Source organism: Flagellimonas sp. CMM7 (assembly GCF_021390195.1).
Taxonomy (GTDB): domain Bacteria; phylum Bacteroidota; class Bacteroidia; order Flavobacteriales; family Flavobacteriaceae; genus Flagellimonas.
This window is the reverse complement of record NZ_CP090003.1, coordinates 2,565,675-2,591,587: the sequence shown is the minus strand read 5'-3', so window position 1 is coordinate 2,591,587 and position 25,913 is coordinate 2,565,675. Positions and strand designations below refer to the sequence as shown.

Below are 25,913 nucleotides of genomic sequence, written 5' to 3'. Positions count from 1 at the left end.
TAGCTTCATCATTCAAACAAAGTTTGTAATTTATTGTATTAGATATTAGTGATTGCATATCAGATATGTGCTAAAAAAACATTGCAAATTCAATACCGACTATTTTTCTTACGTAAAAATAATTTTTTTCTTATAACTCTAAATTCAAAAAACCCTAAACGGTGGACCCAATGCCTTAAACGGCAATTGAATTTCAAAATAATGAAACTTTACCAAGGGTCAATAATCAGTGAAATACCCACTTGATTTTGAATTTTTGGATTCATTGACCAATTTTATTGGAGATAGGGAAAGCAGAATTTCTGTTAAATCCATAAAACAGCTGTTGCCTTAATTGGTCATAATTTTTCCATTGATTCGCCAACATGAATAAATTGTTAAGGGCTTGAAAACATTAACGACTAATCCTAAAATGCTTAATTGACCGTATATTAGTAAGACGAGGTAATTTCATGCAAACATGTGGTTTGTTGAGATTTGCTAAAATCCAAACTTTTGGGTCATTTACCAACCATTTAAACAACTTGAAGATACCATACAGACATATTATTCTATTTATCTTTTTTTTGATTTTGGGTGTTGCCCGAGCACAGGATTATACGATAAAGGATATTAAAATTAATTCCAATGGAGAATCCCATAAGTACAAGAATTTTATGCAGATGGATGATGATGGATTTCTATGGTATTCTACTTTTAATGGTTTTGTAAAGGACTTCGGCTCCTATAATGTTATCAGCCCTTTTATAGATAAAAACACAGATAACCTACCCAAACTTATACATGATTTTTTTATTGATAGCAAACGGAGAGTATGGGTATCGGGAACTACGGGAATCTTCGTATCCAGCGAAACTTTAGATGTTAGTTCTAATCGAATAGAATTCAAACTTTTTTTAAAAGGGTTAGAACTGCAGGCAAACTCCTTTATCGAAGATTGCGATGGAAACCTATGGATTGCTGCTGGCGCCCGGGTGGATAATATTATTTTAAAAGTTGATTCTTCTTTGGAAGTCATTGAATATAAGGTTCCTGGAATTGAACCAAGATATGCCGACGATGCATATTTTTTAAGGAATTTTCTGCAGTTTGAAAGAATGATCGATTGTGATAAATTTCTAATTAGACAGGGACGTAAGCTATTTGTCCTGGACAAAGGGAAGTCCACGTTAATTGCTGATTTCACTTCGACACTTAACTATTTTCATGGTGGTTATTTGCATCCTGAATGGCAACATAATGGTGGTGATGGCCTATTAATTACGAACAATGGTGACCTCCTCTCGGAATCTATAGAAACGCAATATAGCTATGAAGGAAGTATTTTTAAAACCCATTTCATAAAAGATTTGGATATTCAAGTACTTAACTTACCTGTTCAAGAGATGATTCTCATCAAGGAAGAAGATAACACTGTACTAAAAAATCGTGTCGATCTCATTGGTATCGAAGATTTGGGGAAAAAATTATCACTATTCAAAATGATAGAAATGAATAGGAGCCTTCATCTAAAAAAAATATATGAGATTCCATTTCCCAATTTAATCGATGATATTGAAATCGATAAAAACGGTATCATTTATGTCAGCAGCGATGACCACATAAGCAAAATAAAGTTCAGCAAGAATAATTTTGATAGGATACTTAATTACTATGAGGGTCAAAGGATTGATGTAAGGGGTTTTTTGGAGCTTCCCAATAAAGAAATCCTTGCAGCCACTGATGAAGGGGTCTTTAAGCTTACCCCTTCCGATGATCCTTATAACAAAAGCCCTTATGAAACAGCAAAGGTTTTTGATAGGATGGAGCTGGGTTACCAGAAATCTTTTTTAAAAGTCAGTGATTCCACAGCATGGTGCCTAGGGGAGAGTAATAAGCTTGTCAAAATAAATTACGTTAAAAATAAGATTGAGGAGGTTCACTTATTTAATTCGCACTGGAGGTTGCCAAGTTTGCATTACTATGATATCCTACAATCTTCGGACTCTACCTTATTGCTTTCCAGTCATTATGGCCTTCACGAATTCAACACTAGACATAATAAATTCAGAGAGTTACCCATTCCGATAGTTGAGAACAATAGGGAACTTTTTGTTTGGGACCTTCATAGGGCCAAAGATAGACTCTTTATTGGCACTGATGCTAACGGACTCATTATAAAATATCTTGATTCTGATACTTTTTTACAGTTAAACAACGATTCTACTGAAGGTAAACTGGCTCTTCCATCTAACAAGGTAAATTTGATTTTTTTAGATAGGCAAGAAAATATTTGGCTAGGTACAGACAAAGGAGCAGTGCACATAGACAAGAATCTGAAAGAATTGACAGTGATAAACGAAGCTCATGGTCTTACCAATCTAAATGTGTTGGGAATTTTGGAAGATACCGATGGAAATTTATGGTTCAGTACTCGTAACGGACTTTACCAGTATGAGAAAAATTTAAAAAAAATCACCTCATTTTACGTGGAAGATGGACTACCTTTTAATGATTTTAATCCAAGTTCATATTACCGGTCTTCATCAGGCAATTTACTCTTTGGAGGGATTAACGGATTAATCACTTTTGACAGCGTTGCTGAGACTGTTCAATCCCAAGAAATCAGAATATTCCCCACCAAATTCGAATATTATGATGCCCAGGAAGAGAAAGAAATGAAGCTTGATGTTATTAACAAGGATACTCGCAGCTTTAATCTTCCCTATGATAAAAGTTCATTTTCAATATCCTATACCATTAACGACTGTTATAATACAGATGCCAACAAATATGCTTATAGATTGGACGGAGTCACCGATGATTGGGTGAATCTGGGAAGCCAGACTACTCTGAAGCTGTTGTCCATACCCCCAGGCAATCATGTTTTGAGGATTAAAGGGGTGAATTCCACTGGTGTCGAATCGATTGACGAACTGGTTTATGATTTGAATATAGCGGAAGTTTTTTATAAGCAATCTTGGTTTTTAATTTTAAGTGGATTTCTCTCAGTGGGGCTATTACTTTTTTTAGTGCTGAGTTATGGCAACAAAGTGAAAAAAAAATATGCCCTAAACCTAGCATTGATTGAATTGGAAAGGAAAACATTGATATCCCAAATGAATCCCCATTTCATATTCAATGCTTTGAACGAGATACGAAATAGATTAAGGAATGACAAAACAAAGGGATTAGAACTTTATGTGACCCTTTTTTCCAAACTTGCCAGACTTACATTGGATGTTACCAGAAATGAACGCATTAAACTTTCCAAGGAAATTGATTTTATCAACAGTTATGTTGCACTGAGCAATATTGACAATGATGATAATATTATTTTGGATATAAAATTTGGGTCAAATATTGATATAAATGATGTGGTAATCCCACCCATGATATTACAACCCATTGTGGAGAATTCCATAATACATGGTTTTGACAAAAATCAAGCAAGCAAAGAAATTATTTTGAACATTGAAAAGTCATCATTCACCGAACAATTGATTATTACTATTGAAGACAATGGATTGGGGATCAAGGCATCAAAAAACAGAGCAAAGAACAGACAGCACCAATCGTATGCCTCACAAATCTTAAAAGAAAGGTTAAATCTTATGAACCAAATAAATCGAAGGGATAGAGAATATCGGATTATATTCAAAGACCTTAGGGATGAACAAAGAAGTGGAACTATGGTAACCGTTGAAATACCATATGTAAAGTTGTGAAGTAGTATCCAGGTCCACGCTCAAAAGAGTTCCAGTAGTTCCGCCCTTCTCCTTCTAGCCACCGGAATATGATCGCCATTGTTCATTACCAATGTACCATCCGGGAAAAGCTTCTCCACCCTCTTTAAATTGACCAAGTGTGACTTGTGCACTCTAAAGAAAAGCGGTGGTGTCAAGCTTTGTTCAAAATGTTTGATACCATAGGAGCTTAAATGTATATTGCCATCCGCCAAGTGTATTTTTGCATAACTATCCACACTCTCAAGTCGAACTATGTCCATTACCTTTGGAAAATAAGTACATCCCATAGTCGGAATGGGCACTTTTTTGTTTTCCAAAGCCTGCAATGCACTTTTTAAATTATCAAGTCCTAAATTACCTTTTTTTTCCTGTTCCAATCGGTGGAGAGCTTTGGTAATGATACCAACAAATTCAGGCTCATTTATTGGTTTCAATAAAAAGCCCAAGGCAAAATTCCTATACGCTTCGAGCGCAAAACCGGCATGGGAGGTGTAAAACACAATTTCTGTCCGGGCCGATTTTAATTGTTTGATCAGATCCAACCCACCTAATTGTGGCATCTCCATATCCAGGATTAAAAGATCCGGCTTGTGCTTGTTAACATATTCAAGCCCCGCCACTGAATCAGCAAAGCATTCCAAAATATTGGAGTTATCAAAGTTCTTCGCTAAAAGTTCTTTGCAGTATTCTATGTCCGCTGTTGTGTCATCTATAATTACAATGTTCATATTAGGTTGAATTAAAGTATTGGCATGCCTTAATGGTCAGACTATTTATTATATTGCAATAACTCCAAAAAATCGGTTATCTGTTGAATGTATTCTTGTTTACTTCTGGATATGTCCATGGTCCAGATACCTTCAATTTTACATAACCGATCATAACAGCGTTTGTTTGTGGGAGCGAAAACGATGGGAACATCAAATTTTTCCAACTCCAAATAGTCCATAAATTCAAAATCCTCGTTAAAAACAAACATTAGAAGTGAAAAATGTACGTCTTTTTTTTCTTGTAAAAGCTTCGCAAGCTCCTGGATTTTTTTAATGCGATGTATTTGGGTTGGTTTTTTTTTTAATACATGCCTTATGGCATTGCTAAAAGGTCCTTGCTTATCGTAGATAATAAAATCAATTGGTTTGTCCAGCATTATATTATATGTTCTCTATGTATAATCTCCACCTTCTCCGCTTAAAAAAAGGCAATCATGGTCCAAAGTGGTCAAATCCATAGCTTTTTCGTAATAAAAGTATTACAAGTCTCATTTCAAATATACTTTGGGACCTGCCCGGTTTACTTCATTGTTTAATTAAAGGCCGTTTTGATCTATGCATCGATTCATTTTGTCTATTTTTTGGAAAAGTTGGTTCATTTGCTTTTGATAGTGGCATGATTTGGTTGGTCATTACTTATTTGAACTATGGGGAATTCCGTTCTTCTGTTCAGTTCTAACTCTTCATTGGAGCAGTCTTTCTTACCTTTACAATCGTTTATGGGTCTTCGCTTGCCAAATCCCTTATAGGATAGTATTCGCCCTTTTGGAACTCCGTTTGAAATTAGGTAGTCATAAGTTGACCGTGCCCTTTCCTCTGACAATTTATCATTGTATTCATGACTGCCCAAGGGATCGGTATGGGACTCCAGTCGTATGGTCATTTCCGGATAGGTCTCCATCATCAGTTTCACCACTTTGTCCAATTCGAATGCTGCATCAGGTCTGATATCACTTTTGTCGAAATCAAAGTATATTTTGTTCAGATCTGCAAGAACCTTTAAATCCAATACCGGCTCCAATTGGATATCTTTGAAGATTGTTCTTGTAGCCCGAGGTGTATTGGAAGTATTAAAATACACGTGCTTATGGGGATGTGTACTTCTTACCGCCTCTATCATATACACCTGTTTTCGATCAATGAACATTTTATATTCCCCATTATCATCGGTTATGGTCCTGTTCATCAAGTCGCCGGTCTTCTGGTCGTATAATGAGATCTGTACACCATCCAGCACCTTTAGATTAACGGCATCTGTCACTGTTCCTTCCACTGCCAATTGAGGAATAAATTTAAACTTATAGATATCATCGTTCCCTTTCCCTCCCTTTCTGTTAGAGCTTACATAACCATCTATACCATTATCCAGGGCATAGTACCCAAAATCGTCTTTTTCGCTATTCAAGGGTTTTCCTAGATTTATAACATCTTTGATTTTTCCGCTCTCATCAGAAATTGTGGCGAAGACGTCCAATTGCCCAAAACCAACATGTCCATCAGAAGAGAAGAAAAGCTGCCCCTCGTTATTAATATACGGAAACATTTCATTTCCGGGGGTGTTCACTATGGGCCCTGCATTAATAGGGAAACCAACACCGCCTCTTGGATGTATTTTGCAGTAATAAATGTCCGTTCCTCCATAACCTCCCGGTTTGTTCGAAGCAAAATACAGCAATGTTCTGTCTGAGTTTACCGATGGATGTCCGGTAGAGTAATGATCCGCATTGGTCTTGAGGTTTTTAGTAACTTTCCAATTGCCCTCTACCTTATCTGCCCTATAGATTTTTAGGTTGTTTTGTTTTTCTATGTTCAGATTCTCTTTTTTTATGTGAAAACTTTCTTTATTGTTGAAATAATTGCTTCGCGTAAAATAGATGATGGTATCGTTTTTATAATCGGTGGAAAAAACCATGGAACTCTCATGGAGCTTGGAATTGATATCTCCTTCAAATTTTCGAGGAACGTCTGTATCACTGCCTTCGGCTACTTGGAAAATATCCAGCCAAGACTCATTGTTCCAATCATAAACATTTTCCGAAACCTTTTCTTTACGACTTGAACTAAAATAGAGCTGTCCATCATGGACAAAAGACCCAAATTCACTGAACTCTGTGTTAAAATGTACCGGTTCAACTTGGTAACGTTCTTTGCTATTGAAAACCACGGAGGCCAAATTTCCGTCTTTCAAAAACTGTTTTACCCTCTTATCTTTCTTATGCAATTTTCCATAGCGTTTCAACCACTGCAATGCCTCTTTGTCTTGCCCGGCACTCTTTAATGCCATGGCATACTCAAAGTAATAATTGGTTGGGGTGTCAGGTTCATCAATAAAATGTTCAAAATATGGCAAAGCCTTTTCAAAATCCCGTAAGAATAAGTAGCATTCTGCCAAATGTTGGTAGGCATGTACAGCATTTTTTCCAGTGATCATTTTCTCATAGTGGGGAATGGCCTTTGCATAGGCAAATTTGTAGAACAATTGGTCTGCTCTTTTTTGAACAATGGTCTGTGCAGTGAGCGACAATGCACTAAAAAAAGTAAGGAACAGTAGACTAATGGTCTTAAAACGTTTCATGGGATAAGGTTTTAGAAATATCTTGGGGATCTATAGAGTTTGGTCTTCTTTGACAATCTTGGTTCGAAAATGAGGATAGCCTCGTGCGTTCCCCCAGAATAAGGTCTTATGATAGAAGTTGGCAAGTCATAAGCATAGCCAAGTCTGATATTTTTAGAAACCTGAAAATCTATAAAAGCTCCGAAATTGGAAGCATCATTGAATCTATACGATGCTCCGAGCCAAATTTTTTCGTTCCATAAAAAACTGGAAGTAATGTCGTAGGTTGAAGGTGCTCCATTAGTGAACTTCGTGATAAATGCCGGGCGAAACTTGATGTTCGCGGACAAATCAAGAACAAGCCCGCCTATGGCATAATAACTGTTTCTTTCCAATGCCTTGAATTCACCTTCGTTCAAGTCCGTGTTCAAAATTCTTGGAGACGATATCCCGGCATACCATCTATTAGTAGTGAGGTAAATTCCAACACCAAAATTCGGTTTCCAACTGTTGAAGTTGGAATTAAAGAACGGGTCGTTGGAATCCGGATTCTGCAAATTGTAATTGGTAACCCCCGCTTTTAGACCAAAGGACAGCTTTGCTTCTTCAGTTACTTGAACAGTATAGGAAAAATCTCCATATACATAATGGGTTTTTTCAAAGCCCAATTCGTCAGCCATATAAGAAAGGCCCAAGCCCACACGTTCATTGTTCAAAGGGGTATGAACCGAGAAAGTGCTGGTAGTGGGATTACCCTCCAGACCTGCCCATTGGTTGCGGTGCAAAGCTGTCATATTAATACTTTCCCTACTTCCGGCATAGGCAGGATTTATGGAAATGGTATTGAACATGTACTGTGTGAACTGTGGCAATTGTTGTGCGTTTGTAGTCGTTCCGCACAATACCACAATCATTATTAAATGTTTTTTTATTGTTTTCATGCTTTCCATGGTTTAGTACATCTATCGATCAATAGAATATAAGTTTGGGGGTTCATATTTATATAGAAATTATTATGGTTGATGGGCTCCCTAATCAGCACCTAAGTATATGTATCCATTAATAGGCTCCATTTCAAGACCTATGACCGAAATAATATAATAGTATGTGCCTGATGGTAAAGTGATCGAACTACCGAAAGTATTGCTTGGGGAAAACCCGCTCCAATCATTTCTGTAATCGTTGGATTCGTAAACAATTCGGCCCCATCGGTTAAGAATTTGCAGTCCAAAGGTATAATTGCAGTATTCCCCTCCTTTTATTTCGAAGAAATCGTTAACACCATCTAAGTTTGCCGTGACCGCAGTTGACGCCGTAATTTCCGAAGCATTGCAAGGGATACAATCAGCATTGATACGTATGGTAAAGTCTACAAAGTACTTACAGATTCCCTGTTCAGAACTATAGGAAATCTGGTGTTCCCCAACTCCAAAATCGGAAGGGTCCAATAAACTACCGTCCAAGCTTCCATCTCCAGATATGACTTCAAATACTCCATTGGCATCAAAAGAAGGAGGCAGATATGGGAGAAGATCAATATTATTATCATCAACACAAACATCAATAATTACAATTTCTGTTTCAGGTTGTGTTACATTGATAATCTGTTGAAATAGCTCAACATTACCACAGGAATCCACGGCCTCCCATAGACGCTCTATGATAAAATCATCGGTAGTGTTGGAAAATATGGTCTGTTCCGTGAAATTTACCTGTACGTCCGGACTACAGTTGTCTATTGCCGTTAACGTTGCGGCTTCTGGTATTTCAGTACATAGTACAGTTATATCGGCTGGAACACTTTCAACGAAGGACGGTGGCATGGCATCTTCGACACTGATGGCCTGTTGACAGTCCAATGTATTTAATATTACATTCTCCCCAGTATCCCTGACTCCGTTTGCATTGGTGTCCTCATATTCGGTTACCGTATAGGTTCTGGTTATGGTCTGGTCACAGCTACCCATATCCGGGCTATTTGTGACCGTTATTTCAATAATTCCACAGGGGTAATCTCCAATTAGACCATCTGCATTGCCCAAGGCCTCAAATGCCGTTTCGGTAAGACTTATAGCTGAAGGCAAATCTGCATAACATTGCACGACCATATCAGGAAATGTGGGACATGTAACTGCAAACACACAACAATTGGGTGCTATATCCGATACATTCAATATGGCACATGTACTGGCATCTTCAAAGCTCACATTATAATCTGTACCGGCGGGTATAGGGTCGGAAGTCCATATGTTTCCATTGAATATTCCCGGAGCCCCAGTACCCGTTACGGTATAGGGAGGTGTTCCAGCGACTTCTACACTAATCCTATAATCAGCTCCTGAACTATTGCAAGTAGTGCTTTCTGAACCTATTTGAACAAGATCGGGGTGAAAATCGATAAAAATATCATTGGTGTTTACTTGGGCCGATGGACAAAATACAGATTTAAGGGAATAGCTTGCCGTGTACGTAGTTGGGGTAGTCACGGAAATCGTGACCGAGGACTCCGTACCAACCGTATTGCCCTGGTCATCGGTCCATACAATATCAAAAAGACTTGTGGGCAAATTTACGGACAGTTCAATATTCTCTCCAGGAGAACATAAGGGACCATTGTTGTTCGAAGTGATTAATGTTTGTATGGGCGCCAATATTAGATCAAGGTCTGAATCCAATCCATCACATGCCGTGCTTATCCTTACTATATAACTTCCTTCGGAAACATTTTGAAAAAGATGATTGGTCACGGATATATCCGTTTCGGTAAAAGTCTGTACAGGAGTACTAAGGTTAGAGGCATCAAAAAGTTCATATACCATAGGATAGGTTGGGGTGCCACTTGTAATTTCGGCAAAGACCATTCCTGAGGAGGAATCGTTTAAATCGCAAAATGCCCCCGTAGTTGTTACTCCAATATTTTGAAAAGGGGCAACGGTAACAAGTGTTTGATATTCTCGGTCATCATTATTGAGTGTAACAACTGAGAAGTTTTCATTGAGATTGCTAGATCTAAAGTTGATGTTGGTGAATCTAAGAATGTAATCTCCGGACGAAATGTTATCAAAAAATCCGGAAAGGTGGTCTGGAGGAATATCCCCTTGCACCAAGGCGCCTAATTCACCATTCCCGTTATCGGTCCATAATTCAACATCCACGCGGGTATTGAAAGTACTGGCCACATTTATCGGATTCATATCATAAATAATGCTTGAAGAATTAAGACATCCATTAACTACTTGTACCGAAGGATTATATTGAGATACGTCTGAAACTGTATGCAATATTTGCGCTTGATTATTGCATACGTCCGTGACATTGATTTCGTAATCCCCAGGAGGCAAATCTCCTATATAGGAACGATTTATTGATGTAGTATAGGTTGCCGGAAAATTAATGGTGTAAGACCCTGCCAAGCTAAAAGGATGGCTTGGGCTTATGGTTATACTGGGCACAAATGGTACTGGGCTTATCTCATAGGTTGTAGCAGGGATGGGTGCCGAGGAGGCCGTTCCTGGTACTCTGTCAATTACCAAGGCACCCGTTCCTTCTAAAACTGAACTTGAATTGCGGATATCAATGTCATCTAAGGGGTTTACCTCTGGTAAAGTATCAAACTCCTCAATGATTGTATGGCAATCATCCGAAGCGGTAACACGATAATGCCCACTGCCGGGCAACTGAAACGGAATTCCAGAATTTAACGGATCACTTGAAGAGCCTCCTACCAAAGGCACATTTACCCATACCCCCGATGTAATCTCCTGTTCTATAATCAAATTATTGGTACTGCAGAACATATTGTAGACATCTTCTCCAACACCTGTAAGACCTTTAGGGCTTACCGAATGTATAAAAGTGCAGGTAACGGGATCATAGATTGCATCTCTATTTAATTGCAAAAGAGTGTCATTTATGGGCAAGGCCGTACCGTTTCCACTAAAAGTAAAGCAACCGTCATTAAAATTAAGTACATAGGAATCGTTCTCGTTTAATCCAGGAGGATATTCAAAAGAAATAACGGAACCGTTTGCATTTTCCAGTACAAGGTCCTGTGGCGCTCCTCCATTTATACTTATTGTGGCATTACCGGGTAATTGTACAGTATTTATTCGATTTTGGGAAAATATGTTGGTAAAAAATACTGCATCATATGTACTACACTCGGGAGCACATCTTCTTCTGAATCCAGATATAAGATATTCGGATGCTATATCGTTGTTAAGGGCAATTACCGGATCTTGTGTTTGGGAAACTCCGCACCCCAAATCAGTCACCGTAAAAGATACCGATTCCCCTCCTTCCATGTTTGCAAAAGTGTGGGAAGTATTCGCTGTTGGGCCAAAACTCTGCACTCCAAATTGTGAAGTTGCCTCGTAAAGAAATGGTCCATTACCACCATTGTCAATGGTAATTTCCAATGTTCCATCTGGGGTATATTGGTCTGCGCCTATTGGACAAGACGGGGCTTGACTGCTACTGGAAATGAGCATGGCCTGGTACGTAGTAGTTACCTGTACTGGATTGTTTGGATAAGGTATTACTGTTGCGCCATTGACCAATCGTATGCTATAATCTCCAGTTGCCAAGGAATTAAAATCGATAGGACCACCGTCTGATGGGATATTCCTTATGGTCTCCACTCCACTAGGGTTGGTAAGAATTGCCTGCCATCCGGTACAAGGAGCCCCACCAGGGAGAAGTACGCTAATGGTTCCATTCGCAAGGCAACTTCCTGAAGTGACCGTTACAGAAAAATTGTTTGCATCACACTGGGCTTGAACTGTGGTAAAGCCAAAAATCCATAGTATCAAAAAAGTAAGTAGGTATTTAACTTTCATAATCACGATTTTAGGTTAAATTGATTGGTTGCTTCATTCATATTTGTAAACAGGCTTATACCTTCTTACATTCTCAAAACATTTGGAATCAAAGTTATACCCACTACTATCTGTTAAGGATATCATATTTAGCAAAAGGATATTTTCATTTATTTATCGGTGTTTATATTTCATTGTTCGGAATAGAGTATTTGTCCTACTTTTTACAAGTCATCTGATGAATTAAACCTTTTGACCGATTTGGATGAGAATTTCAAAAAACTGATACTTTCTAAAAAGGAACATTTATTCAATTTAATTTATGACGGTCTTGGGACGGTTTTTAAGGGGCTTTATGGCCAAAGAATGAATGATACATCCCTTTTAGAAAAAAGCACGGTCTTAGGCTTTACAACACCTTTACTTTAGTATCTAGTAATTATGACATCATCAGGAACTATCTTTTACAAACAAAACAGGTTAAAAATTAGAATTCCCCAGTTAGGGTTGGCTAAATTGTCAAGAGTATGGGCTATGGTCATGCTCATTCTTTTTTCCAGGACTGTTACGGCGCAAATTACTCTAGACCAAAATGTAGGGGAAATACATCCATGGCATATTATATTTCATTGTAATCCAGCAAATTATTGGGGGCGAATCTTTGAACTTTCAAACTTTGGTGTTTTACAAAATGAAGAGCTCATCATTGATTCTGCGGAAATTGCATTTGTACTCTCAATATACAATAGCGACCCTATTTTTGTACGTTTTAACATTTATGAGATTGATGCTGACTTTCCTGATTCCTTTCCAGATGCGAATTTGCTTGGATCTAGTCAAACAGTAGAACTAAAAGACCCTTCCCTTGTATTTGGAACGGGCACCAACTTGCAGAAATTGACATTAGATTTTGATGTTCCAGTGGTTGTGCCAATAAATACAAAAAGAATTTTAGTGGAAGTAGAGGAAATTGTCACAAGACCAAATAAAATCATCATTGCCTATACCGAAGGTGAAACTGATCCATCCTGGTTTCATCCCATTGGTTGCGCACCTGATAATTATGTTACCACGGCCGACTATGGATATACAGGAGTACACTATTATCTGAAGGCATTCGGATCACCCAACACTGTTACTGAGCACAACATAAATCACGAGATCAATTGCGGTAGTCTTTCTTCAGACTTTGGCCTTACCAATACAGATAATATTACCTCAGTAGAATGGGATTTTGGAGACCCTGATTCAGGAACCAGTAATAATTCTACAGCTATTGCTCCTTTCCATGAATTTACTTCCAAGGGGACTTATATAGTCACAGCAAAAGTTACAACCATTGGGAAAAAAGTAGTAACCCTTAAAAAAAATATTGAAGTTTTTGAACCTGTAAGGGCATACCCAATAGAAACTATTTTTTCTTGTGAAGACATTCAAGGAACGGGGCTTTCTTCAACATTTGATACATCGGACATTGAATCTATAGTTTTAGGGGAGCAAACAGGCCTTGAAGTTTCTTTTTTTAATGTTGATGGTACTCCATTGCCTTCCCCACTTTCCAATCCATTTCAGAACACTGTTCCGTATAGGCAGACCATTCTTGTAAGAGTAACTAGCAAAAAAAACTTGGACTGCTTTTCAGAAACAAGTTTTGAGTTGGTTGTGAATGCTCCTTTGGAAATTGATTTAAAAGAAAAATATCATTTGTGTGACCCTGAAACAGCTCTGACCCTATCAGTAAACCCTACAATGGACTTTTGGGAATGGCGTAATGAAGCGGGAATCGTATTGTCAAATTCTTATTTAGTCGATTTAACTAATGGAGGCAACTACTCTCTTACAGTTGAAAAAAAAGAGAATGGGCTACTATGCGAAAAGACATTTTCCTTTTCTGTTGAACAACCCAAGATTCCAAAAATTGACGAAATTAGTATTAACGACTTTTCATCTAGTAATACCGTCGAAGTGCTCGCCTCGGCGGAAGAAGCTATTGAATATTCCATTGATGGATTACATTACCAAAATAGCAATCTTTTTTTAGATGTTCTAGGCGGAGCTTACACCATGCATGTTAGGAATATAAATGGGTGTGGCACTACTACAAAAAACTTTTTCATTTTGGACTATCCCAAATTTTTTACCCCTAACAACGATGGGGTAAACGATTATTGGCACATTAAAGGTATTGAAGGATTTTCGAATGTCACTGTTCAAATTTTTGATAGATATGGCAAACTCCTAAAGCAATTGACATCCGGTCATCTTGGGTGGGATGGAACTTTAAATGGCCGTAAACTTCCATCAAGTGATTATTGGTTTGTTTTGAAATTGCAAAATGGCCGAACAATAAAGAATCATTTTACGTTAAAGCGTTGATTTTCCATATTAGAAAGAAAAAAGGGCTTGACAAAACAACAACTTAAACCTCTTTTGCATGAAAATTTTTGGATTAAGATCAAGCTATATTGGGTCATTGAAAATTAAAAAAAAACAATGTAGCTATTGTGAAACCAACGTACAACAAAATATTATAGAATATGGACGTTACTTTCATGTTTTTCTGATTCCCATTTTTCCAATGGGTAGGAGAACATTTGGCGAATGCGATTATTGTAAAAAGACTTCAAAGAAAAGTGAGTTTGATTTTGAACTAAAAAAAATCTATTACGAAAACGAGTTGAAACTTCGAAGGCCATGGTGGCATTGGTTCGGACTAATTTTTATAATCTTAGTTGTTGTTTTCTTCATTTTAACAAACTTATTTTAAAGATGCTAATTAGAAGCACTTTTATAATATTTATATGGCCTTGTATTTTTTAAATTTTAAGAATCAATAAAATTTGAAGTGTTTTAATCAATTATGACTAATGCGAAAGGCGCCTAGTGTTTACATTTTTTGTCCTTTACTTGAACTTTTACCCCAATTAATTAAGAACATGATGGCAAACTAGTTGACCTTAGCTTTTTAAAGCAACCTATCCAAGTTCTTTCTTATAAAATCTTGTGCCTTTTTTTTCCATTTGCATATACCATTTTAATTGCCCATTTTAAAAGTTCAATTTCCTATGCCTATTTCCAAACTTATCCAGGTTTATCTAAAGGGCTTTTTTTAATAACAGAAAACGGTCGATTAATGGATCTAAATAAAGAAAAGTTTGTTTCCAGTAAACATTGAGATGTTTTAGATTCATTTTGAAGTCTTAAGGAAAGTCATATTAAAAAAGCGCAAATCCAGTGACTTGCGCTTTTTTAATTATTGAATACAATTGTTAACCATTGTTCAGTTAATCTATTGTTAGATTACAAAAAAATCTTTTCAATTGGATTTTCTATGTTCTTTAATTGTTTAGAAATCCTGAACCGCAGGGCGAATCAATATTTCATTTACATCTACATCCGAGGGTTGTTCTATAGCAAATGCAATGGTTCTTGCAATGGAATCTGAAGGTATGGCAATTTCATAAAAGTCTTTTACAAAATCAGAACTTTCCTTATAAGAGCTACCATGTTTTAACTCAGAGTCAATGAATCCTGGTTCAATAGTGGTTGTTCTGATATTTCCACCAACTTCGTGACGCAGTCCTTCCGATATCGCTCGAACGGCAAATTTAGTCCTACTATAAACGGTTCCACCTGGGCTAAACACTTTTACACCCGCTACAGATGATATATTAATAAGAGGAAACAGGATTAAGCAAGCCATCACTTGTATCCTTAAACCAGTATTTTGCACTACCTCCCAACTAAATCACCAAACTCTAAATTACAATCAAATCAGTATATTTATATGCGAAGTTTATCTAAAAACAAAACCTTCGACACAGGATAATCAAATCTTGTTTTACGCCTTTTACGGTGCCTTCAAATAGTTATAAATCCGTTTGGGCCAAAAATTTAACAATGAGAAAATTGAACTCTTTGCGTAGTATTATTGGTGGCATATTTTTCATAATAGCGGTATATGGGAAAGCCCAAGAGAATTTTGCACAAAAAATAGAGCAAACAGCGGCTTCGTCCATTTTAAAATATACTACTGAGTTTACGGATAGTTTTGGTAATTCGGCCAAACTGCCGATAGTCATAGTGAAGGGAAAACAACAAGGTAGAATTTTGACAGTCCTTGCAGGTGTTCATGGTTATGAGTATCCTCCAATAATGGCCGTACAGTCCTTCTTAAAAGAAGTAAACCCCGAAGACTTAAAGGGAACAATTATTATTCTTCCCATAGCCAATACGGCAGCTTTCTATGGTAGGTCACTTTTTGTCAACCCTTTGGACGGGGCAAATCTAAACAATGCTTTTCCTGGTAAAGAAGATGGAACCATAACGCAACAAATTGCCCATTTTATTACTAAAAATATAATTCCACCAACCGATGTTTTTTTGGACATTCATGGTGGTGATGCCAGCGAAGACCTCATTCCTTTTGTATGTTACTATAATCATAAAGGAAAATCTGAGGCCACGGAGTTGGCAAAAAAATTATCAAAAACAAGTGGTTTTGCCAATGTAGTATCCTATCCATATACCATTGAAGATGATGAACCTGCCAAATATGCATTTAAACAGGCAGTACAGGATGGTAAAGTAGGGTTAAGTTTTGAAGCAGGTAAACTGGCCAACGTACAAGAAGATGCAGTAGTACTTAACAAGAATGGGATTTATAATGTTTTGAATGCCTTGGACATGTACACATCCAACTTTGATATCCCTGAAAAACTTGAACTTTACGATAACCAAGTTTACATAAAGATCCCCGCTACAGGTATTTTTTATAGTGATTTATATGCTGGGGAACCTGTAAAAAAAGGACAAAAAATAGGCGTTATAACTAACGAATTTGGTGAATTGTTAGAAAAAGTTTTGGCTCCAGAATCAGGTACCATTCTTTATAAAATTGGCACACCTCCAGTTACTAAAGGAGAAACCCTCATGTGTATAGGGATACCCGTAAAATAAAAGGCCGGAAATTCCGACCTCTTATTTTATACCTTTTTTAGATTTAATATGCCAATACCACCTATCAGCAATGTAATTATAAGTGTTGGTAACAAAATTAAAACCCAACTAAAATCACCATTAAGTTCATGGTATTTCGCTTGATGTTTTTTCCAATCAATAACATCTGCTGATTGTTCATTGAAAATTTCAGGATAAAAGCCAAGTCTTAGATTTGAATGAAAGTCAGTTAAGGCATCCAAAAAGTCCAAGTGACTTAACATATCGGTTCCAGCCAATTTATTGAAGCTTAACTGAGCGTGCATTGTGGGTACAAACAATGCTACTTGTTCACTAACCTTGTTTCGCATCAGAATTTTATTCGCCATTTCTAAACTGGTATTATGCGATTCTTTATCACCCATATACTGCATACCATAGTACCATATCCAACTAAATCTGTCTTCTGGAACCGCGTGTTTTTTGAATTGTGGGTAATCCTCAAAAAACACATTCATGGTAACATCTTTTTCCAAATCCCACTTTTCATGATAACCATCACGTTGTTCTAACATAGCATGTAGCGCTTCGGGCACTTGATACTTATTTAGGACGTAATTGTTTATTATCGCGGGAAACAAAATAGTCAGCACGACCCATATAGCAATCAATCCGATAGCATTAAAGCTCGATTTTTTCCTAAAAGAGACCACTAAAAGGCACAGTGCACTCCAAAATGATAAATACAAAAAGCCTTGAATGGCAAACGCTAAAAGGTTTTGATCATACTCAATCTGCAGAATTGCGCTGGCCAACAAAATCAGAAGAAGTAAAAGAACAAAAACAAACAGTACCCGTATTCCAAGCTTTTGTAATAGAAATATCATCTTGTTTTTGGTCTGTGCCGCTAGCATTCGCCAAGTACCCAATTCTTTTTCTTCCGAATAAAGATTAAATGTAAGGGCAATCAATACCAATGGAAATAGGTAAATTATCACGAAGCCCAAATCTAGATTACCGGACATTAACAACGATGGATTCTCAAAGTCGGTATCATATTTCTGCCCTTCCAGTCCACGAATGGTAACCGCCTGTAAAATTGGATTTACATCGCTCTGACCGATTGAAATAGCACTAAGACTGGCAGGCTGTTTTATTAGCGTAAATCGCAAATAATATAGCAATAGGCCTAAATCTTCTTTATGATACTGTACATTGTTCTCAATGCTCTTTTCCTGAAATTTTTCTGCGGCTACTATCGCCTTTTCTTGTTTCACCAAATATTGCTTGCCTATTAGAATACTAATGACTCCAACAGTTAGCAGCAACACCAAGCTAACCACGAAAATTTTTGTCCTAAAAAAGGATTTAAACAATAATTTAATCATTTAAATAGCTTTTAATTTAGTTGATAATCGAAGTAATCCCAGTACTACTAAAACACTCCATAGGATAAGTGCCAATAGTGATGTCATTTCATTGTGAACCACCTCAGATAACTTTAAAAAACGATACTCGAAAGGAGGGAATTCCTTCCAGTAGGTATTAGAAATTTTACTTGGTCCAGCCTTACCTCTATTTGGGATCAAATCCATTTGCAACTGGTTCATTTCCTGTGCTAGATTGAATCGATATGCTTCCGCTTTTTCTTTAAAGTGTAGAAAAGACTTGAAATCTGTTCCGGAAAAGGCCATGGATAAATTTTTAATAGCGGTATACGGATTTATAAAGGCAGATAAACGCTCTACATCATTCTGTTTGCTATAAACATTGTAAAGTTTATTTTGATGTTCCAAGTAGACGTGAGTGCTCAAATCTTCACCTTGAGCCATAATAAATCCACTATAGTTAAATGGCAGGTCATCCACTTTATCTACATTATGTGCTTTAAGCACAGAATCCCTTAGGGCTTTGAAATGTGGGTCATCTGGATTATGGCTGTCTCCAAGTTTTTTTAAGTCATGTTCCACAGCAGTTTCCATCTCAATTTTAGACGGGGTAGGATATAGATAATACCCCATGGCCTGAAGTGATTTAGGAAGCACTATGACAAACAACAACCAAATGCCCAATAGTTTTACCAAGGCGCCTTTGGCTGTTTTGCTAAAGGCCGAAACCAAAATGGTGATCGCACTTAAAACTCCAAAAAATAGCCAGTAGGCCACTAGCAAAACGAGATATCTTGAAAAACTACTTGCGTGCTGTACTTCATGTCCTTCCAGAACGACGAAAAAAAGTAATATTGTAAAAACAGTTATCAGAAAAACCAAAGACAAACTCCATAATCCCAGCCACTTACCAAAAACTATCTCTTTTCTAATAATACCTTGTCCTATTAAAAGTTTTAAGGTTCCGCTCTCCCTTTCTCCTGATATGGTTGCAAAGCCTAAATAGAAAATAAGCAAGGGGGCAATTACCTTAAGCAACATGGCCAGACTTACTTCTCCAAAACGAAGCAGACCTGTAGACATGCTAGCTTCAGAAAAGTTCACGGTATTTTGTTTATGAGCTTCTAAAAAAACAGCATTTCCCACAAAGTTTTCCATTCCTAGGTCAAATACACTCAGTACATGTTTTAATCGCAAGGCGAAAGAACCATAGTGTGCCATTCTATGGGGGTGCTTATCTGGGTTGCTCTCCCAACTTTCCCTTACCTCATCTTGAATTAAATCTCGGGTAAAATTCTGATCATGGTAATTCTGCCAACCCGTATAGATAGAAAAGGCTAGCAATAGCCCCAATAAAATTGAGGCTAATTGCATCACCTTTGACCTAAAGGCATCTATCCATAACTGACGCGCCAATAAATAGATTACTTTTTTACGCATCTTTAAAACTTATATGTGGCATTCAACAAGACGTTCCTTGGTGCTCCAGGGCCTAACCTTGAAGGGTTGAGGCCTCCTAACCAATAGGTTTCATCAAACAAATTATTTACTTTCAAAGTCAACTGGATACCTGTATTATTTGGTTTATAGTATACAGCAGCATCAAATACGGTATAGTCTGGCAATAATACCCTACCTGTGTCGTAAGTAGGATTGTACCAAGTAAATCTTTCGTCAACATATTGAGCACCAAAACCAACTCCAATGCCTCTTAAAGCTTCATTGACAAAATCGTAACGTGTCCAAAAATTTGCATTGTGCTTTGGGGCACCTCCAATACGTTCTCCAATAAATTCTTCAATAGCATCTTCCACAATTTCTGCATCGTTATAGCCATAAGAAGCTATCAATTGAAAATTTGGTGACACATAACCAGAAATATCCATCTCAAAACCTCTACTGCGTTGCTCACCTCTCGTTGTTAGGTTATCTAAATCATAGGTATCACCAAGCAAGAGATTTTTTTGGGTAATTTCAAAAATGGCTAAGTTGGCAAATACTTTTCCGTTCATAAATTCGCCTTTAAAACCAACTTCTTTTAAGTTACTTTCCAGTGGGTCAAATCTGCCTGGCGAGGCTGCCCAAAAGAAACCTTCCGCCGTTGGCGACAACGATACCGTATTCGTATGTGGCTGAAAACCTTCTAAATAGGTTGCATAAGCACTAATGTCCTTGTTGATTTCATAGGTCAAACCTAATCTCGGAATCAAAGAATTGGCTTTAAATTCTTGTTCATCGCCTTCATAGTCGAAAATATCTTTGAACCATTCGTATCTTAAATTAACCAAGGCAGAAAACTTTCCAATCTTGAATTGGTTTTGAATATATATACCATTACTTGTATTAAGATTGGCAGGAATCGTTAATTCAGCAAGATTATAAGCATTTGTATTTCTTGCGCCATTGAAAGGGTCTTCGAGATTAAAATGAGGAACTGCAGGCACCGGCATGGTTACACCATCAACAACCATTTGTTGAAAGTTATCCGGATTATCTGGGTCAAAATTCGACTGGCCTCCACTGACGGTTAAATACCTTCGGGCACGAAGGAATCCAGCACCAATTTTTCTTTCCCAACGTGTAGCATCGTACCCTACCAATAGTTTGTTGGTTACCTTACCCTTCTTAATGTCGAAATTAAAAAACCCACTGAAATTATCTGTTTCCCAAAATTGTTGTCTCTCATCATACCTCATTCTTGCAAGTGTAGGAATCACATTGCCATCAATATCAACTGCTGTACCATCAACTCTGTGCTCTGCTAAATCTTCATCCCAAGTCTGTTTCATGTATTGGGCATTAAACCCAAAGTTTTCGGTAAACTTTTTGCTGAAGTTGGTCATGAAAATAAACTCCTTGTTTTTGTAATGATCACTTGATGCTCCAACATTTCGGGTAATCGGGGTGCTATTCAAATCAAACTCACCATTGATTGCTCCAAAAATGGGTTGTCCTCTATCCAAATTACCTTCAGCATTGTTATAAATCATTTCCACATTCAGCGATGTGTTATCGTTAGGGATATAACTTAAAGAGGGTGAAATTAAAAAGGCATTGTTGTTTACAACGTCTCTAAATGAATCAGCCTCTTGAAAAGCAGCATTAAAACGATACAATAGCGTTTTAGAGTCGTTTAAAGGCCCTGTAAAATCTGCTGTAGCTCTCAACGTACCGAAACTACCTGCTGCCACGGACACCTCATTACGTTTTTCGAACAATGGCTTTTTGGTTACCATATTCACTGTACCACCTGGGTCAGCACTAGAAAAAGTTACTGACGAAGGCCCTTTAATCACTTCCACCCTCTCAAGGTGAGAGGTAATGGGCTGCAAAAAGTAGTACTGACGTGTACGCATACCGTTTAACACTTGTCCGTCATCAGCCTGAGTGATACCTCTAATATTGTAATGATTGTAAAGGCCGGTAATAGCAACATTACTTACGGTTTTTACCGCATCTGTTAATTGAAAAGCCTGTCTGTCGGCCAAAAGTTCTTTAGTGACAGTTGCCACTGCCTGCGGTAACTCCCTGTTTTTAATGGCAACTTTAGTTGCGGAAAAGGAGTAGTCGCTATTGTAATCTTGTCTTGCTCTACCTATCACCTCTACAGATTGTAATTGTTGTAGGCTTTCTTCTAAAACAAGCATACCCAAATCATATTCCTTTTCTTCATCAAAGGTATAATCGAAGCTTTGGGACCGCATACCAATGTAATCTATCTTTAATTGATACGCCCCTGTCTGAGGTAATTCAAGATTAAAATTTCCGTCTTGCTCAGTTACAGCTCCGCCATATTTACCAGTATCAGTATTGTTATACGAAATAGTTGCTCCAAATACTGCATTGCCTTGCTGATCTGTTATTTTGCCTTTTACACTTAGCTGTCCAACCGATAATTGAAGGGTTAGCAATGCAATAGTTAATAGGATATATTTTTTCATTTTTGGTTATTATATAGTTTCTAAATACAGTTGATTTAATTGGCCTGCGTCTATTTCGTTAGCTTTTAGTTGTTGTGCTAAGACACCCTCTTTCATAATACCTATGGTTGTACCCAATTCAACCGCATTGAAAATGTCATGAGTAGCCATAAAAATGACCTTACCTAAGCCTGCAAGTTCTTTGCATATTTTAGTGAATTCGGCAGTGGCTTTAGGGTCCAAGCCAGATGTGGGCTCATCCATAAAAATGACCTCCGCATTTTTAGCCAGTGCCACGGCAATTCCAACTTTTTGGCGCATGCCTTTGGAGTAAGATGACAAGCGTTTGTGCTGCGCATCTTGCTGTAAGCCCGTTTTGGTTAAAAATTCTTCTAGTTGTTGTGTAGTGTAGGTGAAGCCTGCTAAACGGCTGAAGAAATCCAAATTCTCTATCCCAGATAAGTTACTGTACAACTGTACAGTTTCTGGGATATAAGCGGTAAGTTGATTTATTTTATCCTTCCCCACTTCCTTATTACCAACAAAGGCTTGACCTCCATCTTTTTCTATGAACCCCAGAAAGATGTTTATCGTTGTGGTCTTTCCAGCACCATTTTGGCCTAAAAGACAAAAAATCTCTCCTCTGCCTACTTCAAATGAAATGTCTTTTAAAGCGACTTTGCCGTTGTACGACTTAGTCACATTAACTGCTTTAAGCATAAATATTTTGTTAAAATTGATTAATTGAATCGACCGCTCATACCATCAAGCGATGGGAATTACGCAGCTCCTTTTGTGTGAGATATTCCATCCTAATTCCAAAACAAGCAGCTATGATCTCAATGGCATCTTCATATTACAAAAGAATGTCATCTACATCATGCCATGAAAAAAACATCAGTAGTCCTTCCAGTGCTTAATTGAAAATTAAAAATGGTTTAAGAAATTTGTGGAGGTGGTCTAGATAAGCTAGAATTTTCTAAGAGTTTCTTGTAAAAAACAACTAGCTCGGTTCCCTTAATATGTTTGGACTCAATAAAAAGGGTATTCCCTGGTGAGGAAAATTCATTATCCGTTGATAATAGTGGGGTAAAACTTATGGAAGATGTTACATCACAAAGCTCGCAATGCTGAACATCAACATCATCCGTATCATGTGTAAGCACATGAAGCCCTGCAACCTTTGAAGACAAAAACAGGGTTACAAAAAGGAATAAGATTAACTGTTCAGGTTTTTTCATTGTGAAGTGTAAAACTATTCAATTTCTTGATTTCTGCAAAAGTAAAGATTCGATATCACCAACTTTCCAGCATAAGATTACAGAGCGAGATATTGGCTATAATCTATCCTCAAATCTCTTTTGGAGAACATCTCCAAATTCAAAAAAAGAAGAATGGGATAAATCCGTAGAAATGAAAACGATGCTGCAGACCCCACAAAGGTCATGTAGAATATTCATTTTCTTTCTTTTATAAATTATGAAGTATTAATGATGTAGAAAAACATTTCAAAAACTAAGGTTAAGCATAGGTTATTCACTTTTTCAATACATATAGTTTTGTATATTCATTTTAAGCAACCTATACTTTTCATACTTAAGCAGTAAACCTAAATGTTGAATTCCTCTAAAATACTTATCCTTTTATATTTAATTCCCGCACTGACCATTGCACAAAACTTGCTTCCTCCTATTTATAATTACAAACCTCTGGAGTATAAAGGAGCAAGCAAAAATTGGGGATTGTCCGTGAATGAAAAAGGTGAGCTTTTTGTGGCCAACAATAAGGGACTCCTCTATTTTAATGGCGAAAAATGGAGTCTTAACAAGTTGCCAAACAATACCATTATACGATCTGCGGCATCAGTGGGTGATCGGATATATACCGGGTCCTATGAAGAATTTGGGTTTTGGAAAAAAAATAAAACTGGAGTTCTGGAATACACATCATTGACCCATCTAATCAAAAACCATTTGTTTACTAGTGAGGAGTTTTGGGAAATTCTTCAGGTTGACAACAAAATTTTGTTTAGGTCTTTTTCAGCAATCTATATCTATGAAAATGATAAAATTACGGTTATAGACCCTCAAGAAATTATTTCTGATATCATTGCTTATAAAAATAGAATCATTGTGGCCGCCGGAACCGAAGGGCTTTTTGAGATAAAGGACGAAGCTATAGTTCCTTTGGACAATCAAGGATTATTAGTGGACAAAACGATTACCGATATGGTCATAATTGAAAACGGCCTATTGATCGGAACTAAACTCAATGGATGTTACTTATTGGATGATGCAAAACTGGAACCATGGAAAGCAATGGTGAATGACGAATTGAAAATGCACCAATTAAATAAAATACTCAATCTCACCACAAAAAAAATAGCGTTCGGAACAATTAAAAACGGAGTTTATCTTTTTGACCCAGATACGCAGACCTCACAAGTGCTAAATAAAGAATCTGGGTTACAAAACAACACAGTTCTTGCAATGCTCCAATTCAACAATCAGTTATGGTTGGGGCTTGACAATGGAATAGCAAGGGTAAGACTCAACAACCCAATAACGTATTATACCGATTACTATGGAACATTGGGAATGGTATATGATATGGCTTTTCATAACAACAAACTTTATGTTGGCAGCAATACTGGAGTGTTTTATTTTGAAAATAATGAACTAAAATTTGTAGAAGGTTCCCAAGGTCATGTTTGGGACTTGGAAGTTGTTGCTGACAATTTATTTTGCGGACACAACACGGGCACTTATAAACTCAACCATACAAAACTTGAAAAAGTTTCCTCTTTTTCAGGTGGTTATGAGATTAAGAAAATACCTGAACAAAATTCCTCATACATGCAAGGAACATACAATGGACTTGTTAAATACAAAAAGAGGGAAGATGATTCGTGGGAAGTTACCAAAGTAGATGGAGATGTCAACTTTCCTATAAAGCAATTATGTTTTGAAACTCCAAATATTCTATGGGCGGCACATCCCTACAAAGGGTTTTATAGAATCCACATTAACAATGATTTTGATGAAGTAGTTAGCATAAAGCAATATATAGGTGAAAATGCACCAAGTGAGTTTAACATCAAAATATACAACATTAAAAACCAGATTGTTTTCTTCAATGATAAAACATGGTACAAATATGACCCTATTCTTGACCGCATCATCCTTTTTGAAGAGTTTCAAAAATTTAATAACAAGGAACTTTTATTTTTTGATGACAGTTATTTCTGGTTTGTGGACAACGAAGAAGAGAAAGAAATTATCCATACAAACCTTAAAACAGATAGCTTATTGATTACTGATCTTCAGTTGCGCGAAAGACTGGTATCGGATTCACAAAACATGATAAAACTGAGCGATAGTCTAGCTTTCATCACATTAAGTGATGGTTTTGCAAAAATCAATCGTTCACAATTTCAAAAACAGTTGGATAGTTTCGCTTTACCAACTCCCACATTGAATTTTATAAAAGACGAAAAAGATACTCATACTGTAAATCAGAATGCCTTAAAAATCCCTTTTAAATATTCACACGATATAACCATTGAAGTAGCCTCTCCAGAACTGATACAACCCCGTTACCATTATAAATTAAAAGGCCCTAAAAATTATGAGGCGTATGCAACTAATGGTTTTATCAACTTTCAGAACCTTCCCTATGGAGACTATTTTTTCAATGTTTCAACGGTAGGCATTGATAATGAAACCTCCTCTCCAAGTACCGTAGAATTTAAAATATCCCCCCTTGGTACCTTTCCAAGATAAGTATTGCTCTTTACAT

General features: G+C 37.1%; 15 protein-coding genes and 1 pseudogene. 5 read left to right on the top strand and 11 right to left on the bottom strand.

Features of this window, described 5'->3' with window-relative positions; genetic code table 11:
- Positions 1–524 precede the first annotated feature (524 nt).
- Positions 525–3,707, top strand: a complete 3,183-nt coding sequence (locus LV704_RS11725) for a two-component regulator propeller domain-containing protein (RefSeq protein ID WP_163419894.1) — start codon at positions 525–527, stop codon at positions 3,705–3,707.
- A gap of 20 nt (positions 3,708–3,727) precedes the next feature.
- Here the strand turns inward: LV704_RS11725 and LV704_RS11720 are convergent, their stop codons facing one another.
- The 5 genes from LV704_RS11720 to LV704_RS11700 all read right to left on the bottom strand — a co-directional run bounded on the left by LV704_RS11720 (position 3,728) and on the right by LV704_RS11700 (position 11,890).
- Positions 3,728–4,456, bottom strand: a complete 729-nt coding sequence (locus tag LV704_RS11720) for a LytTR family DNA-binding domain-containing protein (RefSeq protein WP_163419896.1) — start codon at positions 4,454–4,456, stop codon at positions 3,728–3,730.
- Between the two features lie 41 nt (positions 4,457–4,497).
- Positions 4,498–4,875: a hypothetical protein gene (locus LV704_RS11715; protein WP_163419898.1), complete on the bottom strand. Its 378-nt coding sequence runs from the start codon at positions 4,873–4,875 to the stop codon at positions 4,498–4,500.
- A 218-nt stretch (positions 4,876–5,093) separates the two neighbouring features.
- Positions 5,094–7,073, bottom strand: a complete 1,980-nt coding sequence (locus tag LV704_RS11710; RefSeq protein WP_163419900.1) for an OmpA family protein — start codon at positions 7,071–7,073, stop codon at positions 5,094–5,096.
- Between the two features lie 11 nt (positions 7,074–7,084).
- A complete protein-coding gene (locus LV704_RS11705) occupies positions 7,085–7,993 on the bottom strand; it encodes a type IX secretion system membrane protein PorP/SprF (protein ID WP_163419902.1) in 909 nt (302 codons plus the stop codon).
- Positions 7,994–8,083: 90 nt separating this feature from the next.
- On the bottom strand, positions 8,084–11,890 hold the full coding sequence (locus tag LV704_RS11700) for a gliding motility-associated C-terminal domain-containing protein (RefSeq protein WP_163419904.1): 3,807 nt from the start codon (positions 11,888–11,890) through the stop codon (positions 8,084–8,086).
- Between the two features lie 420 nt (positions 11,891–12,310).
- Between LV704_RS11700 and LV704_RS11695 the strand changes: the two genes are divergently transcribed.
- On the top strand, positions 12,311–14,245 hold the full coding sequence (locus tag LV704_RS11695; RefSeq protein ID WP_163419906.1) for a T9SS type B sorting domain-containing protein: 1,935 nt from the start codon (positions 12,311–12,313) through the stop codon (positions 14,243–14,245).
- Between the two features lie 58 nt (positions 14,246–14,303).
- Entirely contained in the window at positions 14,304–14,636 is a 333-nt protein-coding gene (locus tag LV704_RS20055) for a zinc-ribbon domain-containing protein (protein WP_163419909.1), read from the top strand.
- Positions 14,637–15,215: 579 nt separating this feature from the next.
- Here the strand turns inward: LV704_RS20055 and LV704_RS11690 are convergent.
- Positions 15,216–15,545, bottom strand: a pseudogene (locus LV704_RS11690) (SDR family oxidoreductase); the annotation flags it as partial.
- Positions 15,546–15,769: 224 nt separating this feature from the next.
- Here LV704_RS11690 and LV704_RS11685 point away from each other — a divergent pair.
- Complete coding sequence (locus LV704_RS11685) at positions 15,770–16,828, top strand: succinylglutamate desuccinylase/aspartoacylase family protein (protein WP_163419911.1); 1,059 nt, start codon at positions 15,770–15,772, stop codon at positions 16,826–16,828.
- A gap of 26 nt (positions 16,829–16,854) precedes the next feature.
- On the opposite strand, the gene LV704_RS11680 is transcribed toward LV704_RS11685, so the two are convergent.
- The 5 genes from LV704_RS11680 to LV704_RS11660 all read right to left on the bottom strand — a co-directional run bounded on the left by LV704_RS11680 (position 16,855) and on the right by LV704_RS11660 (position 23,356).
- On the bottom strand, positions 16,855–18,195 hold the full coding sequence (locus tag LV704_RS11680; protein ID WP_163419913.1) for a DUF3526 domain-containing protein: 1,341 nt from the start codon (positions 18,193–18,195) through the stop codon (positions 16,855–16,857).
- Positions 18,196–19,635 (bottom strand): DUF3526 domain-containing protein, encoded by a 1,440-nt coding sequence (locus LV704_RS11675; RefSeq protein ID WP_163419915.1) that lies wholly within the window; start codon positions 19,633–19,635, stop codon positions 18,196–18,198. It lies immediately after the preceding gene.
- A 2-nt stretch (positions 19,636–19,637) separates the two neighbouring features.
- On the bottom strand, positions 19,638–22,136 hold the full coding sequence (locus LV704_RS11670) for a TonB-dependent receptor domain-containing protein (protein ID WP_163419917.1): 2,499 nt from the start codon (positions 22,134–22,136) through the stop codon (positions 19,638–19,640).
- Positions 22,137–22,145: 9 nt separating this feature from the next.
- The gene (locus LV704_RS11665) at positions 22,146–22,835 is read right to left on the bottom strand and encodes an ABC transporter ATP-binding protein (RefSeq protein ID WP_163419919.1); all 690 of its coding nucleotides are present in this window, start codon (positions 22,833–22,835) and stop codon (positions 22,146–22,148) included.
- A 218-nt stretch (positions 22,836–23,053) separates the two neighbouring features.
- Positions 23,054–23,356 (bottom strand): hypothetical protein, encoded by a 303-nt coding sequence (locus LV704_RS11660; RefSeq protein ID WP_163419921.1) that lies wholly within the window; start codon positions 23,354–23,356, stop codon positions 23,054–23,056.
- A gap of 372 nt (positions 23,357–23,728) precedes the next feature.
- Between LV704_RS11660 and LV704_RS11655 the strand changes: the two genes are divergently transcribed.
- The gene (locus LV704_RS11655) at positions 23,729–25,897 is read left to right on the top strand and encodes a Two component regulator three Y domain-containing protein (RefSeq protein WP_233782031.1); all 2,169 of its coding nucleotides are present in this window, start codon (positions 23,729–23,731) and stop codon (positions 25,895–25,897) included.
- The last annotated feature ends 16 nt before the right edge of the window (positions 25,898–25,913 follow it).

What these genes read in the sequence shown, in the direction of transcription:
- LV704_RS11720 (WP_163419896.1), bottom strand. Translation starts at nt 4,456, where the DNA reads ATGAACATTGTAATTATAGATGACACAACAGCGGACATAGAATACTGC.
- LV704_RS11685 (WP_163419911.1), top strand. Translation starts at nt 15,770, where the DNA reads ATGAGAAAATTGAACTCTTTGCGTAGTATTATTGGTGGCATATTTTTC.
- LV704_RS11655 (WP_233782031.1), top strand. Translation starts at nt 23,729, where the DNA reads ATGTTGAATTCCTCTAAAATACTTATCCTTTTATATTTAATTCCCGCA.
- LV704_RS11705 (WP_163419902.1), bottom strand. Translation starts at nt 7,993, where the DNA reads ATGAAAACAATAAAAAAACATTTAATAATGATTGTGGTATTGTGCGGA.
- LV704_RS11700 (WP_163419904.1), bottom strand. Translation starts at nt 11,890, where the DNA reads ATGAAAGTTAAATACCTACTTACTTTTTTGATACTATGGATTTTTGGC.
- LV704_RS11670 (WP_163419917.1), bottom strand. Translation starts at nt 22,136, where the DNA reads ATGAAAAAATATATCCTATTAACTATTGCATTGCTAACCCTTCAATTA.
- LV704_RS11695 (WP_163419906.1), top strand. Translation starts at nt 12,311, where the DNA reads ATGACATCATCAGGAACTATCTTTTACAAACAAAACAGGTTAAAAATT.
- LV704_RS11680 (WP_163419913.1), bottom strand. Translation starts at nt 18,195, where the DNA reads ATGATTAAATTATTGTTTAAATCCTTTTTTAGGACAAAAATTTTCGTG.
- LV704_RS11660 (WP_163419921.1), bottom strand. Translation starts at nt 23,356, where the DNA reads ATGAAAAAACCTGAACAGTTAATCTTATTCCTTTTTGTAACCCTGTTT.
- LV704_RS11675 (WP_163419915.1), bottom strand. Translation starts at nt 19,635, where the DNA reads ATGCGTAAAAAAGTAATCTATTTATTGGCGCGTCAGTTATGGATAGAT.
- LV704_RS11715 (WP_163419898.1), bottom strand. Translation starts at nt 4,875, where the DNA reads ATGCTGGACAAACCAATTGATTTTATTATCTACGATAAGCAAGGACCT.
- LV704_RS11665 (WP_163419919.1), bottom strand. Translation starts at nt 22,835, where the DNA reads ATGCTTAAAGCAGTTAATGTGACTAAGTCGTACAACGGCAAAGTCGCT.
- LV704_RS11710 (WP_163419900.1), bottom strand. Translation starts at nt 7,073, where the DNA reads ATGAAACGTTTTAAGACCATTAGTCTACTGTTCCTTACTTTTTTTAGT.
- LV704_RS20055 (WP_163419909.1), top strand. Translation starts at nt 14,304, where the DNA reads ATGAAAATTTTTGGATTAAGATCAAGCTATATTGGGTCATTGAAAATT.